Genomic DNA, 15,763 nt, shown 5'->3' on the forward strand with positions numbered 1-15,763 from the left:
TAGTTCGTGAAAAAAAACTGTCGGGGTTTGGTCTCCAAACCCAAACCTATATGTTCGACCAATAATTGAATTTGTAGGGATATTCCATATAAATATAACAATAAGAAATAGTTCGTGAAAAAAAACTGTCGGGGTTTGGTCTCCAAACCCAAACCTATATGTTTGACCAATAATTGAATTTGTAGGGATATTCCATATAACAATAAGAAATAGTTCGTGAAACAAAACTGTAGGGGTTTGGTCTCCCAACCCAAACCTATATGTTTGACCAATAATTGAATTTGTAGGGATATTCCATATAACAATAAGAAATAGTTCGTGAAACAAAACTGTAGGGGTTTGGTCTCCCAACCCAAACCTATATGTTTGACCAATAATTGAATTTGTAGGGGCGGGTTGATTTTATCTAATGGTTAAACTCATTAATTTAATGTGGAACCCGCCCCTACTACTGCCACATTTTACTGCCTATTTATTTTGGGGCGGGTTGATTTTATCTAATGGTTAAACTTATTAATTTAATGTGGAACCCGCCTCTACAAATTTGCACTATTTAAGATGTGTCAGTCTATTGCAAGTTTTGGTTTATCAATAAAATAAATTATTGATAAAGCATAATTTCCTTCACTCCAAACGTTAAGTAACTAGAACAAATAAATTAGGAGTGAAGTAAAAATGGCCATACAATCTTTTGAAGACTTGGTTATAAATAATAGTGCGAAAACTGGCGGGAACATTGCTAAATTAAATGATAGAGAGGCAATGCTTAAGTTTAGTATGGATTCTGGAATAGAGCAAATACTTTATATCACTAAATATGATTCTATTCTGAAATTTTCTGTTCCTAGTGCTGCTGTATTTGATTCTTTAGAGGAGATTCCACATATTATTTCTAGTGTTTTATTAACAAAAAATGCTGAATACAAACTGGGGGAATGGTGTGTGGAAAAAATTCAGGGTAAGATGGTTTATTCTATCATGCACAATGTAGATATGAACTTTGTTGATTCAGGTTATTTTGTGAATTTAGTCAGTTGTCTAGTTTCAGAATGTGATAAATTTGATGGTTTTTTAGTAGAGGCAGAAGTAGGGTGTACAAATCTAAATAGATTAACTGGTTAACTGTGAATAAAACAATTAGTATTTGCCCATTCTAATAGAACATCTAGACTAAAACTGTGGGTAAGTTTGAGCAACCCGGAAGACCTCTCCCCCGACCCCTCTCCTACTCCGAGAAGAGAGATATATATTCCCCCTTCCCTTGCAGGGAAGGAGGTTAGGAGGTTAGGTTTTTTTACCCACAATTTTAGCCTAGACGCGCTACTACTAACTCTTAGTTTGACCAATCAATAAACTCGTAGGGACATTGTATGGAAAATCCCTACAATATGAGCTACGAAATTATAGATTTTTCCAGCATTTTTTTGCATCGAATCCCAGAAGTAATTACTAAAGGCACACAAGAGAATTTATGTGGCCTAATTTTTGCTTTTTTGTCCTAAAATTTTAGTAATGATATGATAAAAGCACCATTAAAAAGTCAACAGCAACAGGCAATGAATCTAAAACCGGAAGACTTGAGCCAGTTATTCAAGGACATCCTTAAGGATGAAGCTGATATTCGTAATAGAGCCAGAAATAAGTTGTCAACATGGCTTTTGCAACATCCGAAAATTGGTCTAATAGTTAAGAAGAGTTTTTCTCAGACTAATTTTGATGACTCAAATGAATTTTATGATAATTCCCTACAGGAAACATTCTTAAAGTTTGACAAAATTCTTACAAATTTTTGTAGGAGAAATCAAATTACTCTCGATCAACTAGATAATATTTCTGATGATAAGCTTGATAATCTTTTCATTTGTTACTTTAATCGTGCCCACTACAATACAGCTTGTAATTTATATCGTCAATGGCAAAGCAAAAGTCAAGTTGATGGGCAGATTGTTGTCAGTTTAGACCAACCTAGAAATGATGTTGATGGTCAAGAATATTCAACGGTGGGTGAGAAGATAAAAGACCATAAAAACTTAAACGATTTAGATAATTTTGACCTAGGGGATCTTTCTCAGGAAACTATAGATAATTTACCTATTTTTGGTGGTTCTATAGATAAGTTGCGCAACTGTACTAAAAAAGTTGACTGCTGGGAATTTTTACTGCTGAAATGTCGAGGTTATACAGAAACAGAAATTGCTAATAAAATAGGTGTTAATCAATCTACTGTTAATCGAAATTGGAAGAATAAATGCCTCAAATGTATAGAGCAAATTATTGCATAAAATAATTCAATTTATTCCAGAAAATAATATTGAATAAGTGAGTCATAAATCCTGGTTAATATTCCAGTATGTAGTTCCATGAAACGTCCATATCTATACCTTTTTTGAATGAATTGTCAATCTATAATTACTAACTTTAACTATGAATAACATCACCGAATCATTGATTTTTAGAGTTCCGTTATCTCCAGAAAGTTATGCTATAGCTGAACAATTTGCAAAACAACAACTTTCTCAACAACGGGCAAAAGAAGTTTATCTAAATACTCTGGCAGTATATATCGGGCGAGATTTTCTCGATGGCTTAGATTTTGAGACAAACTTAGAAAATGCTGACTGTTTTAATCCTATTTGGCGGATGGCTGAGGATGTGGCAGATGTAATTATTCCAGATTTGGGAGTAATAGAATTTCGTCGGGTTTTACCAGGAGAAATAAGTTTTTTAATTCCTGAATTTGTCAGAGAAAATCGACTGGTTTATGTGGCAGTTGGTTTTGATGAATCTTTGGATTTTGGGGATATTTTAGGATTTATTTGTTTGAGCGATTTAACAGAATCTGATGGTTATGTTTCTCTGGAAATGTTACAACCTGCTGAAAATTTATTGGATTATTTAATGCAGTTAGAAGCGGGTAGGGATTTTTTGCTTAGTGATGACCCCTTAGCTGTGGAATTTCGTAATGTTGTGGAGGTCGAAACCCAGGAAAAATCTTTGGGTTTGATGGCAGCAGCTTTGGAGGCTATTTATCGTCAATCTCCTGATGATGGGGGAAACTGGCGTGGAAAAGGGGGAAAGGTATTGGCGGGTGACTTGCCCGCCGTCGGTAAAGTTATGGAAGAAAGAATGGCTATTTCTACCAGAGATGAGGTAGGGGAACCTGTGGCAGAAGTTAAGTCGGTGTCACGCACTACTCAAAAGTTGGCTAAACAACTTTTGGGTAAACTGAAAGAGATTTGGGAGTAATTTTAGATGTTGTAGGGGCGAATGGCCATTCGCCCCTACCAGGGTGTTGATACTTTGAGCGTCTCACTTACACACCGGAGGAATGCCCATGGGAGAATTAACGTGAGCAAGGGAAGAATTATGGACGGGAGCAAGATGCTCCCACTGCTCATAATTGATCGTCTAATCCAGCAAGCAAATTTTCCAGTAAGCGATCGCCTCTATATAGAGATTTTAATTGCAGCAAGAGAGAATCAAATTATTCAGATCAAACAAAAATAACATGAACGAACAACGCCTAACAGCATACACAGAACTAATTCACGAACTCCTAGAATGTCACCAAGGCGAAGTGCCAAATATTCTCCAAAATCATGAACACCTCATAGATGAAGGATTAATCGCTGTAATGCAGCAATATGCTCAACACCTGGCAGAAGCAGGCAACGAAAATAACGCCCGACAGCTAATGAATATGGCTCAACAACTAGCACAATGGTTAAATCAATCGCCAAAATCTGTCTCCGTAGAATCTTACATCACTCTACTGCAACAACTACTACAAGCAGAATTAGAAATTTACAACGGTAAAGCAAACAAAAGCATCGTCTACCACATCCTAAACAATAACCGACACCTCCTTGATGAAAACCTCGCCCACATCCTGCCAAAATACGCATCCGACCTCATCACTAACAACCCTCCCGAAACTACCGATACTACTGTTGCATTAATCGTAAACCTGAGTTTTCATATTTTGGATTTTCCAAGGGGAGACAGAAAAGCACAAATAGAAATAGCGATCGCCGGATATCTATTCACCCTCAGCCACCTTCAGGAAAACACCAAAAATTGGGCAAGGATTCAAAATAATCTTGGTACTGCCTACAAAAACAGAATCAAAGGTAACACAGCCGATAACATAGAACCTGCTATTGCCTGCTACCAAGCTGCTTTGAGAGTGAGAACTGAATCTGCCTATCCCCTAGATTGGGCAATGACTCAATACAACCTAGGATTAGCCTACTATAACAGAATCAAGGGCAACATTGCTGATAACATAGAATCTGCCATTGCCTGCTGCGAAGCTGCTTTGAGAGTATTCACCGAATCTGCCTATCCCCTAGATTGGGCAGTGACTCAAAACAACCTTGCTAATGCCTACAGTACAAGAATCAAAGGAAAAAAAGCCGACAACATAGAATCTGCTATTGCCTGCTACCAAGCTGCTTTGAGAGTGAGAACTGAATCTGACTATCCCCGAGATTGGGCAGCAACTCAAAACAACCTTGCTAATGCCTACAGTACAAGAATCAAAGGAAAAAAAGCCGACAACATAGAATCTGCTATTGCCTGCTACCAAGCTGCTTTGAGAGTGAGAACTGAATCTGACTATCCCCGAGATTGGGCAGCAACTCAAAACAACCTTGCTAATGCCTACAGTACAAGAATCAAGGGCAACATTGCTGATAACATAGAATCGGCCATTGCCTGCTTCCAAGCTGCTTTGAGAGTGAGAACTGAATCTGCCTATCCCCTAGATTGGGCAATGACTCAATACAACCTAGGATTAGCCTACTATAACAGAATCAAAGGTGACACTGCCGACAATATAGAATCTGCCATTACCTGCTACCAAGCTGCTTTGAGAGTATTCACCGAATCTGCCTATCCCCAAAATTTTGCTCAGACTCAAAACAACCTAGGATTAGCCTACTATAACGGAATCAAAGGAAAAAAAGCCGACAACATAGAATCTGCCATTGCCTGCTTCCAAGTTGCTTTGAGAGTGAGAATTGAATCTGCCTATCCCCTAGATTGGGCAATGACTCAAAATAATCTCGGCACTGCCTACTATAACAGAATCAAGGGCAACATTGCTGACAACATAGAATCTGTCATTGCCTGCTTTCAAGCTGCATTGAAAGTATATACTCTCTCTGCCTATCCCCTAGATTTTGCCCAGACTCAATACAACCTAGGATTAGCCTACTATAACAGAATCAAGGGCAACATTGCTGATAATATAGAATCTGCTATTGCCTACTACCAAGCTGCTTTGAGAGTATATACCCTCTCTGCCTATCCCCTAGATTGGGCCCAGACTCAAAACAACCTAGGAGCAGCCTACTCTAACAGAATCAAGGGCAACATTGCTGATAATATAGAATCTGTCATTACCTGCTACCAAGCTGCTTTGAGAGTATTCACCGAATCTGACTACCCCCTAGATTGGGCAAAGACTCAATACAACCTTGCTAATGCCTACCGTCAGAGAATCAAAGGCAACACTACCGAAAACATAGAATCGGCTATTGTCTGCTGCCAAGCTGCTTTGAGAATATTCACCGAATCTGCCTATCCCCTAGATTGGGCAAAGACTCAGCACAACTTAGCTATTGCCTACTCTAACAGAATCGAAGGTAACACAGCGGACAATATTGAATCTGCCATTGCCTGTTTCCAAGCTGCTTTGAGGATCAGAACAGAATCTGCCTATCCCCAAAATTGGGCTCAGACTCAAAACAACTTAGGATCGTCCTACTATCTGAGAATCAAAGGTAACAAAGCCGACAACATAGAATCGGCCATTGCCTGCTGTGAAGCTGCTTTGAGAGTATTCACCGAATCTGTCTATCCCCTAGATTGGGCAATGACTCAAAATAATCTCGGCACTGCCTACTATCTGAGAATCAAAGGTAACAAAGCCGACAACATAGAATCTGCTATTGCCTACTTCCAAGCTGCTTTGAGAGTGAGAACAGAATCTGCCTATCCCCAAAATTGGGCCTTGACTCAAAACAACCTTGGTAATGCCTACAGTACAAGAATCAAAGGTAACAGTATTGAGAACATAGAATCTGCCATTGCCTGCTACCAAGATGCTTTGAGAGTTAATAAACCAGAAACCCTACCAGCCGAATGTTTCAAACCCGCCTTAAACCTAACTACCTTGGCCTCAAAACAAAAAAACTGGCAACTCGCCATCGATAACTATGAAATAGCTATTGCCGCCATCGAGCAAAGTCGAGATTGGATACCCGACGAAATTGCCAGGCAAAAAATCTTGCGTGACAATAGATATGTCTATGAATTGATGATTCAAGCTTGCGTTAACCTTCAACAATATGACAAAGCCTTGGAAACACTAGAAAGATTCCGGTGTCGTCGCTTGCTTGACTTAATTCTCACGAAAGATTTATACAAAAATGCCGAGGTACCAGAAGCGATCCGCGACTTGGAAAAACAAATGGAAGCAAAACAGTGGGAAATTGACAGTTTACGTCGGCAGTTAGAAACCTCAGAAGAAAAGCAATTAGTAGGTGCTAGTCGTAACCTTACCCGCGACGAGTGGGATGATATTACGGAGGATATCGGAAAGTTAATAGCTGAAAAACGGGAAATTTGGCAACAGATGCGTCAACTAGACCCGGTTTTAGCTGAAGGTCAACAAGCACCGGGAGTTAGTGTGGAGGGGATGAAGGAGTTGTTGGAATTTAGGAATGATCCCCCCCAACCCCCCTTAGAAAGGGGGGAGATGGAAAAAAACGATGTTGCTTTGCTGAGTTTCTACACTACCATAAATGACACTTATATTTTTATCCTCACTCAAGCAGGGGTAAAATTGCACCGTTGTCAAAAGCAAAGTTACGAAAGATTCCAATTGTGGTTACGGGATAATTGGTTAACACCTTACTCCGAAATAGATAATTTAGCAGAACGTCAAGCAGCGGCAAATTTAGCCAAATGTGATGTTGATGCCATTGAGTCAATTAACCCCAAACCATCGAATGTCGTAGTTAAACTCACCGATGGCACCACAACAGAAATTAGTCTTTCCGACTTTAAGGCATCCCGCAAACAACAGAAACACGACTTATACAAACAATGGCAAGACAAAATGGAGGGAATGTTAAAAGAAATAGCAGACAGACTGCAAATAAACCAACTCATAGAAAAACTCACCGACATCAAAGAAATTATTCTGGTGCCGTTTATGTATCTGCATCAAATTCCCTTACCAGCATTACCCCTAGACAACGGCGAATATTTAGGCGATAAATTCCGGGTGAGAATAGCACCCAGCACCCAGGTATTAACATTTTGTCGGCAACAAGCGCCATATTCAGAGAAAAACCTACCACGTTACGGTATCGTCGAAAATACCAGAGATGATTTAAAATACACCCCCACAGAATGCAAATTAGTATCACAAATTTATGGAGTCGCCCCCGAACACCATCTCAAAGGCAGCAAACAGGCAACCAAAGCTAAGTATAAACAGTTGTTGACGAGAGAAAAAGTATTAGGTTTACTCTCCAGTCACCACGCCAAATCTAATTTAACCGAACCTTTGGAGTCGAAGTTATTGCTAGGAGACACGGACTTAACATTAGGGGAGTTGCTGAATGCGAGCATCCGTTTTCCGCAGTTAGGAGACTTATTTCTCTCCTGTTGTGAAACAGCATTAGGCAACTCAGAATTAACAGATGATATTTTTACCCTCAGCGCCGCCTTTTTATCAGCAGGAGCGTCGAATGTTATTAGTAGTTTGTGGGCAGTGAATGATTTAGCAACGACAATTTTATCATATTTTTACCACCGCAACCGCGCCGAAGGTATTACGAGTGCAGATGCGTTATGGCAAGCACAGATGGAATTGAAAGAATTAACTTTGGCAAAAGCGGAGGATAGTTTGGATAATGCGGAAGCGGTATTAGAAGAGTTTGCAGAGGGGAGCGGAGAATATGAGGAAAAGGAGAAAATAGCAGATAACTGTCAGAAAGTTTTTGATTTAGTAGAAAAAGCTGAAGAATTGATAGGAGGCGAAAAACCGTTTAATCATCCTTATTATTGGGCGGGTTTTGTTTGTCAGGGAGAAGGGTGAGTTCAGTTATCAGTTATCAGTTATCAGCTTTGAGTTTTCAGAAGTGCGAGCATCTTGCTCACCAGAAGGATTAAAATATGTCAAATTAAGGGTAAAGTTGTCATTGCGAGGGGGGGAATAGTTTATATTAACTCTGTTGTCATAACAGTTAATACCCCCCGAAGCAATCTCTCAAAGGCGATCGCTTTAATTATCAGGACTTACCCATGAGCTAGGAAAAAAATAGGATTTGAGATTACTTCGCTGTCGCTCGTAATGACAGAAATAAGTAGTAGTAGGCTGTGTTTCGCTGCGCGACATGAAAAGCCTTTGCGCAGCATTCCGCAGGAAAGCGTAACGCACCGAACATTATTAAAAAGACGGTGCGTTACATTCCATTAATGCACCCTACTTCCTTCTCCCTTTACTTAATACAAACTTTCTCTTGACTACCTTCTGAACAATCTTTAAATTGCAATTTTCCAGCCAACATTTCCTGCTGAGTTTCTTCTATTTTTTGCTTAACTTCTTCTGGCAAAACATCATTCAAACGACCCAATTTAGTAATTTCTGGATTTTCAATTCCTAATATATATTTTTCTCCTTTAACTTGATTATTTTTAACTAAATTAGCAACATAGGCGATCGCTCCTCCCACATCCTGAACTGCACTTGTCAATACTGCTTTTGGCGCAACATCTAACTGATCTGTTGTATTACCCACTGCATAAATTCCTTTTTCTTGTGCCGTTTGTAAAACTGCCGGAGCAGCATTATCTAATAAGTGATAAATAACATCAACTCCTGTAGAAATTAAAGCTAAAGCTGCTTCTTTTCCTTTAGCAATATCATTAAAATCTCCAGTGTAACTAATCACAACTTCAACACTGGTATTTACCGACTTAGCTCCTAACTCAAATGCCTTACCTTGTAAGTTAGTTCCCTTAAAAGATAAACCCGTAATATAAGCAACTTTATTAGTTTTTGTCATTAAACCAGCAACCACACCAGCAAGATAACCAACTTGGAAATAATTTGTTGTTACTGAAGCATAATTTTCCCCGGCAATATTACCATTAACTCCCAAAAAAAATGTATCTGGAAATTGACTAGCTACTTGTTGAATAGCAGCATCAAATTGTCCGCCATGACCAACCACTAAATCATAACCTTTCCTAGCAAAATCTGAGAGAGTTTCTGTTTGGTCAGGTTGAGCAACATTCTCTACATAAATCATTTCTCCATTGAGTTTTTCGGCTGCTTTTTTTACTCCTTCATAACCAGATTGATTCCAACCTCCATCGGTAATAACTCCAGGTAAAGCAATAGCTATTTTAAAAGTTTCAGAACTATTTCCAGCATCTGTAGAATCATTAGCTGGATTTTCTGTAAGAATCATTGTGGAAGGAGAAGGAGAATATGATGGTTTATCAGCACAAGCTTTTAATAATAAGCTAGTTGCTAAAGTAGCAGAAATATACCCAATAAATGAACGTCGATTAAATTTTTTAGTCATATTTTTTATTTTGATTAGATAAAGTATTATTAATTAGAGATTAAGTTTAACATTTTAAAATATAGCCAAAAATAGTTTTTATTCCTCGGTTGTGCAGAGCGTAAAGTGTGGGATAAGTAATATTATGTCCGGTTGAATGGGTTTGGAGACCAAACCCCTACAAATATTTTAGTTATTCTTATATGTAGAAGGTTTTTTGCCATTGTTATCTTACAGGTACAATTATTCCTCCAAATGGAAGGGAGGTCTCCCCACACTTCCCACACTTCCCACACTCCCCACCCTCCCCAAACTTCCTTGAAGCACTACCTATTCCTCCTTTTTCAAATCTCCTTCTTCCCAAATTTGGAGTTGTCTTTCAGCAGCAATAAAATTGTTAATTGATTTAGGTGGATAAACAAAATGGTCATAAGCAAGAGCCATTTGTCTAGCTGCCTCCTGATAGGAAACTTTACCTATTCCTGTACCCAACCCTGGACAGACAACTGTTCTAATTTGTTGTTCTTGCTGACGGTTATGGCGTCGTATTGCAAGTAACATTGCCCACATAGCGACGTAAGGAATATCAGTGCCAGCAATGGACATAGGTACGCGCATTGTGGGTGTATGAGCAAGAAAAGGATGTTGAGGATGACCTGTTTCAACTATCATGGATGTACCGACAGGTTGTTCTCCCAGATATTCATCTAAAATTTTTTGCTGAACTAAAGTCATTAGAGAATCACCAAAGTATTTAATAATTGCCGCATCTATGCCACCATCCATAAGTCCGAAAGAGTTAGCTGGACTTACTAAACAGTCATATTCTGGCACTACTTCAAAATAGTTATTGATGATTTCTACATTGGGTAAATAATGGAAATTTTCTGCAAAAGCGTTAGACAAAAGTTGGTTGGGAGCTACTAAAATAAGTTTCATAATAATATCATTCCATCAGCTATTGATAATAGGAATAGTTTAATAATTACCTCATTTTCAAAACAGATAGGATTGGTTAACAGGACAATTTTTTATTTTTTTTATCCCTAAAACAATTTAATTTAGCAATACTTGGTGAAAGTTGTATTACTCAAGTAGAAAGAGAAATTGGGGATAGCTTAAGTAAGCATTCAGGTATTAGCTTTCCCTTCGTAATAATTTTGCACCAACCAACTAATTAATAAGAAAAATTAGCAAGGAATACTTTTAGAGTAACTTTGAATTTTTGCTGAATCTTTTAACTCTGATTCTTCCTTCTAAAAGAATAATTTCATGGCTGATAGCTAATAGCTGATTGCTGAATGCTTACAATCATAATTAATTAACCGGAGATGATATAAATGACTTAAACAAGAATATTTTTCATTTCTACTTTGAAAATATTTTCTATTGTTTTCCCGGCTGTTTTTTCATCCCACTGAAGACTATTGAGAAAAGTTTCTGCTGCATGAGTTTCCACAACATCAACACCCCATTCTCCCGATTGGAGAGTATCAGGAGAATCACTTAATGGAGGAGTTTTTTTCAAACCTCCTAAAATCAATATATCAACAATTAAATCTTTGCCATTTTTTTGAGTTATCCGTTTTTCTATTAATGCTTCAGCGCATTTTTCACCAACTTGATGCGGAGCAAAAACCTGAGTTTCAAATAAAATTTCTACCATCCAATGGGGATGATTTAATTCCCGACATTTAAACTCTGGATATTTGCTTAAACCATCGATAAATACTTGAGCAAATTCAGCTCGGTTTAATTCAGGAAGTGTATTTTCTGAAAGTTCAAAATTGTGAGAAAGTAACATTCGTCCGGTTTGAGATTCAGTCATTTCAGTTATCAGTTATCAGTTATCATTTATCAGTATCTCATGCAATAGGGAAGCTTGAAATACTGAAGCTTACTTTTTTTTCCTTAACAGGAGAGACTTGAGACCCTATTTTTTCCTGATTCTTTTCTGTGTTATTTGCACAGTAAACTTTAAATCACAATTTTATATATTACCAGAAGATAGATAAAATTTATCAAGATATTAATTTCTAATAAAAATGCTGTGTGATACCAATTCACTTTAAAGATGTCACAAATAATTTCCTGGAATTACTCTATAATTAGGGTTTGCTGATTAAATCTAAAAGCATTAACATTCTAAAGCTTCAGCCTTTTTAGGTCGAAAAAAAAGTGAAACTTTTCTAGCTGAAGCTACCAAAAACTTAGGATTAAAGGCTCACTATGAAAGAAAAATCAAGGGACTATTTTTCCAACTACCTCCTCTAAATTATCGGTTTATCCTGACTCCTGACTCCTGACTCCTGACTCCTACCCTCCACAAAAATAGTTATTCAGCAAACACTAATTAAAGTTTTTGGCATACAAAATCTTAATGCATGAATTTTGAATTTTGACTTTTAACTTCCGTGAAACGGTATGACTATTTTCTCCACAATAATAAAACTATAAATACTGACAGTAAAATTACTTCTGTTCCTAATAAACCGTAAATAGTTTCTCGCTGTTGTTGGGTAAAAGCAAAATAATCGAGAAAAACTGTATAAATCACAAATTGAGAAAAAATTCCCACTAAAAAGCAAATAATTCCCCAAGCTTTTCCTTGCCATAAACCGATAGCAGCAGCAATATCAAGTATTCCATAAATTATATCTCCTATTTGCCAAGTTCGAGGAGTTTCTAACCAGGGTTGTTCGCCGAAACCTACTATATTGGCAACATGAATTAATCCACTGTAGGTAAAGACAAAAGCAAGAATTTTTAGATATATTCCCATCCAGGAATTATTGGCAATTTGTGCAAGATAATTCATATTTTAGTTTGGATAAAATTTGGAATAGTGCGGGTTTAATTGACAAATAATCAACAAAATCAGCACTTTTATTCAGAAGATATTATTTAATAATATGGCTGATAAATTTGGCGGAATTGCTCGATATTTTTCACAGTCTTTAAAGAAGCCAGAATTGTTTCTAAAACCTGAATATTTTCAATAGTATTAATCTCTGAAAATATCTCTTTTCCTGACTCGCCAAATTTCAATTCTAATCCGATTTCTATTCCCGAAAGTATTCCACGTTGTTCACCTTGTTGTTGACCAATTTCAATTCCACGTTGTTCCCCAATTTCAATTCCTATTTGTTCACCTTGTTGTTGACCAATTTCAATTCCACGTTGTAAGATTTGTTGATACCAAGGAGATTGTTGTAAAACTGCCATATCCCACCTCATTATTTGTTGTACTATTTCCGTTTCTAATACAAATGTAGCAAAAAATGCTAGTAAATTTTATAATTATGAGAGTTTTTCATCCTCCCTTAAAAGTTGCAATTATTGTCTCACAGTTGCTTTTTATCCTCCTCCTTTAAGAATAGGAATAAAAGGCATTCAACAATTAATAATTAATAATTAGCCTAGAGGTACTGATAACTGAAATGACTTACCCATTGGAAGTCTGAAGAAATAATTTCTTTGACAGTAATATTGGTAATTTATGTCACCGAAAAATTGGCTCTGAAGCCGATTATTTGAAGGGGATAAAAAACTGATAACTGATAACTGAAATAACTTACTCATTGGAAGTCTGAAGAAATAATTTCTTTGACAATAATATTGGTAATTTATGTCACTGAAAAATTGGCTCTGAAGCCGATTATTTGAAGGGGATAAAAAACTGATAACTGATAACTGATAACTGATAACTGATAACTGATTAAGCGTTTACTGCTAATATCTACTTTTTTTGTCATCATACAACCAACTCCGATATTCAGAATTATTATCTTTCATTTCTGCGTATAACCAAACCATGCGATCTAGAAACCACATTTTACCTAAAAGTACCAGAATAATTCCTAATAATGTCGGCCAAATATTCAATTGAATTAATCCCCAAATACAAAATGGTAAATCAACAAAAGAAATTAGATTCAGAATATTAATCATCGGTTGATGATGTTTAGGAATTTAAACTTTTTGACGGTTTAACCAGACTCTTTCTCCTAAGACTGCTATAGTGGCTATGCGTAAGTCCTGATGATAACTGAAATGACAGTTGTACTCAAGCATTCAGAGCTTGAGTACAACCTTGGTTTTTAAATTATGTCGAACTCGTTGCTAAACTGACTAAACAGAAAAACCGAAAGCGTCATTACAATACGACATCATCAGTATAAATAAATATACTCGTGTCCGTCAAGTCTGATAGTTCAACGTTTTCTACCACAAATACGAGATCGCCATTGGCAGTGTCATCATCGTAGGAAATGAATGTATCTCCCGAATCGAATCTCATTATATAATCATCAGCATCTCCGAACAACTTAATTTTATCGCCATCACCAAAATCCTTAATAATACCCTTGTCTTGATTGCCACGCCCAATGTAATAACCAACATTCTCTCCACCGACGAAAGTATCTGCACCTGCGCCACCATAGAAGGTATCTACCTCACGAGAAGATGAACCTAAAATATCATCTGAACCTACAAGATAATCGTCACCGCGACCACCAGTGAGGGTATCGTTAGCGGCACCGCCAATGAGGGTATCGTTACCGCGACCCCCCTTAATGCTATCGCGGCCATCATCACCAAAAATGATGTCGTTCTTGCCACCACCATTAATTACATCGTCACCGCCACCACCATTGATTACATCGTCACCGCCACCACCATCAATGACATCGACATCAGCACCACCATCAATGGTATCGTCACCGCCACCACCATCGATGGTATCGCGATGATCACCACCATTAATTACATCGTTACCGCCACCACCATCAATGGTATCCCTACCACTTTCACCATCAATGGTATCGTTGCCGCGACCACCAGTAATGCTATCGTCACGGCTGCCACCATTAATGCTATCGTCACCACCACCACCATTAATGGTATCGTTACCACTTTCACCATCGATGGTATCGTCACCGCTACCACCATCAATGTCATCGCCATCAGCACCACCAAAAATGGTATCGTCACCGCTACCACCATTAATGGTATCGCCACTATTACCACCATCAATCATATCGTCACCGCTACCACCATCAATGCTATCATTAGCGCCACCACCATCAATTGTATCGTCACCTTTGCCACCATTAATGGTATCGCTACCCTCGCCACCATCAATCATATCGTCACCGCGACCACCATCAATGGTATCACGGCCACCACCACCATCAATGCTATCGTCACCGCGACCACCATCAATGTTATCGTTACCATTACGACCATCAATGGTATCGTCACCGCGAGCACCATCAATGGTATCGGCACGATTAGTACCTTTTAGAGCATCGTCATTAGAAGTACCGTTTATGTCAGCCATGATCAATTAATTCCTCTTATTTTAAAAAAGTTTTGGTGTTTTCAAGTTATGACAGATTTGACTAACCACCCAAGTGCTTAACTGCAACATAAGAATTAGTCACTGCCATCAAATAAGGTTCTAAATTTTTATCAACAAACTTCAGGATCGCCGGATATTCCTGAAAAATCACTAAAATACTTTGTCTCCAGCTTAAAACCAGCGTGTTGTTATTCAACTAGGAGATCAACCTTCCAGGAGCTTTTCTCCGGTCATTTTTTATGTTTTTGAGGTTTTTGTTAAAACCGTAATTTTATCTCTTTGTCTATATCTTTCCCATATATTAACTGTATCAGGACTTAGGGATGATGTACTAAAAACTAGGATTTGAGATGACTACACTGTTAGTGGCAATGACCAAAATACGTTTGAGTGCGTCACTACTACATAGTAAATTTACCTCTCCCTCTGTGTCAAGGCAAAACTGCCAATTTCATTGTATCTTCATAAAACAAATAAAATCCTGCCAAATCTTTACTGAATCCTCATAAAAAAAACAAATATTTGTGGTATTTTCCCTAAGATCCCGATTCCTGAACCGTTGATAGCACCAACATTTTCTGGTGATTTTCAAAAGGAAAAACTGCCAATTTCATTGTATCTTCATAAAACAAATAAAATCCTGCCAAATCTTTACTGAATCCTCATAAAAAAAACAAATATTTGTGGTATTTTCCCGAAAACCCAGCTTCTTTATCCGTTGATAGCACCAACATTTTCTGGTGATTTTCAAAAGGCAAAACTGCCAATTTCATTGTATCTTCATAAAACAAATAAAATCCTGCCAAATCTT

At 37.7% G+C, this 15,763-nt stretch carries 14 protein-coding genes; 5 read left to right on the forward strand and 9 right to left on the reverse strand.

Annotation, left to right across the window (positions count from 1 at the left end):
* A partial coding sequence (locus tag ACP6PK_RS19845) for a hypothetical protein (RefSeq protein WP_426561981.1) occupies positions 1 to 351 on the reverse strand: 351 nt, incomplete at its 3' end.
* A 324-nt stretch (positions 352 to 675) separates the two neighbouring features.
* On the opposite strand from ACP6PK_RS19845, the gene ACP6PK_RS19850 reads away from it, so the two are divergent.
* From ACP6PK_RS19850 to ACP6PK_RS19870, 5 genes are all read left to right on the forward strand, one after another.
* A complete protein-coding gene (locus tag ACP6PK_RS19850; RefSeq protein ID WP_094672139.1) occupies positions 676 to 1,122 on the forward strand; it encodes a hypothetical protein in 447 nt (148 codons plus the stop codon).
* 395 nt (positions 1,123 to 1,517) lie between these two features.
* Positions 1,518 to 2,282: a hypothetical protein gene (locus ACP6PK_RS19855; protein WP_426561984.1), complete on the forward strand. Its 765-nt coding sequence runs from the start codon at positions 1,518 to 1,520 to the stop codon at positions 2,280 to 2,282.
* A gap of 142 nt (positions 2,283 to 2,424) precedes the next feature.
* Positions 2,425 to 3,246, forward strand: coding sequence for a DUF1822 family protein (locus tag ACP6PK_RS19860; RefSeq protein WP_426561986.1), 822 nt, complete (start codon positions 2,425 to 2,427; stop codon positions 3,244 to 3,246).
* A 135-nt stretch (positions 3,247 to 3,381) separates the two neighbouring features.
* Positions 3,382 to 3,507, forward strand: a complete 126-nt coding sequence (locus tag ACP6PK_RS19865; protein ID WP_426561988.1) for a hypothetical protein — start codon at positions 3,382 to 3,384, stop codon at positions 3,505 to 3,507.
* A 1-nt stretch (position 3,508) separates the two neighbouring features.
* Complete coding sequence (locus ACP6PK_RS19870; RefSeq protein ID WP_426561990.1) at positions 3,509 to 8,113, forward strand: CHAT domain-containing protein; 4,605 nt, start codon at positions 3,509 to 3,511, stop codon at positions 8,111 to 8,113.
* A 403-nt stretch (positions 8,114 to 8,516) separates the two neighbouring features.
* Here the strand turns inward: ACP6PK_RS19870 and ACP6PK_RS19875 are convergent, their stop codons facing one another.
* From ACP6PK_RS19875 to ACP6PK_RS19910, 8 genes are all read right to left on the reverse strand, one after another.
* Positions 8,517 to 9,608 (reverse strand): BMP family protein, encoded by a 1,092-nt coding sequence (locus tag ACP6PK_RS19875; RefSeq protein WP_426561992.1) that lies wholly within the window; start codon positions 9,606 to 9,608, stop codon positions 8,517 to 8,519.
* Between the two features lie 309 nt (positions 9,609 to 9,917).
* On the reverse strand, positions 9,918 to 10,526 hold the full coding sequence (locus ACP6PK_RS19880; RefSeq protein WP_426561994.1) for a macro domain-containing protein: 609 nt from the start codon (positions 10,524 to 10,526) through the stop codon (positions 9,918 to 9,920).
* Between the two features lie 406 nt (positions 10,527 to 10,932).
* Positions 10,933 to 11,415: a DUF2656 domain-containing protein gene (locus ACP6PK_RS19885; RefSeq protein ID WP_426561996.1), complete on the reverse strand. Its 483-nt coding sequence runs from the start codon at positions 11,413 to 11,415 to the stop codon at positions 10,933 to 10,935.
* Positions 11,416 to 12,015: 600 nt separating this feature from the next.
* The gene (locus ACP6PK_RS19890; protein ID WP_094673939.1) at positions 12,016 to 12,405 is read right to left on the reverse strand and encodes a DUF6163 family protein; all 390 of its coding nucleotides are present in this window, start codon (positions 12,403 to 12,405) and stop codon (positions 12,016 to 12,018) included.
* An 86-nt stretch (positions 12,406 to 12,491) separates the two neighbouring features.
* Entirely contained in the window at positions 12,492 to 12,812 is a 321-nt protein-coding gene (locus ACP6PK_RS19895; protein ID WP_426561998.1) for a FliH/SctL family protein, read from the reverse strand.
* A gap of 507 nt (positions 12,813 to 13,319) precedes the next feature.
* Positions 13,320 to 13,559 carry a DUF6653 family protein gene (locus ACP6PK_RS19900; protein ID WP_426562057.1) on the reverse strand — a complete coding sequence of 80 codons (240 nt, stop codon included), beginning with the start codon at positions 13,557 to 13,559 and terminating at the stop codon, positions 13,320 to 13,322.
* 184 nt (positions 13,560 to 13,743) lie between these two features.
* Entirely contained in the window at positions 13,744 to 14,931 is a 1,188-nt protein-coding gene (locus ACP6PK_RS19905) for a calcium-binding protein (protein ID WP_426562000.1), read from the reverse strand.
* Between the two features lie 61 nt (positions 14,932 to 14,992).
* On the reverse strand, positions 14,993 to 15,148 hold the full coding sequence (locus ACP6PK_RS19910; protein ID WP_426562002.1) for a hypothetical protein: 156 nt from the start codon (positions 15,146 to 15,148) through the stop codon (positions 14,993 to 14,995).
* Between the last annotated feature and the right edge of the window lie 615 nt (positions 15,149 to 15,763).

It is taken from the genome of Dapis hubbardiae BLCC-M172, from assembly GCF_050016015.1.
Lineage (GTDB): Bacteria > Cyanobacteriota > Cyanobacteriia > Cyanobacteriales > Microcoleaceae > Trichodesmium.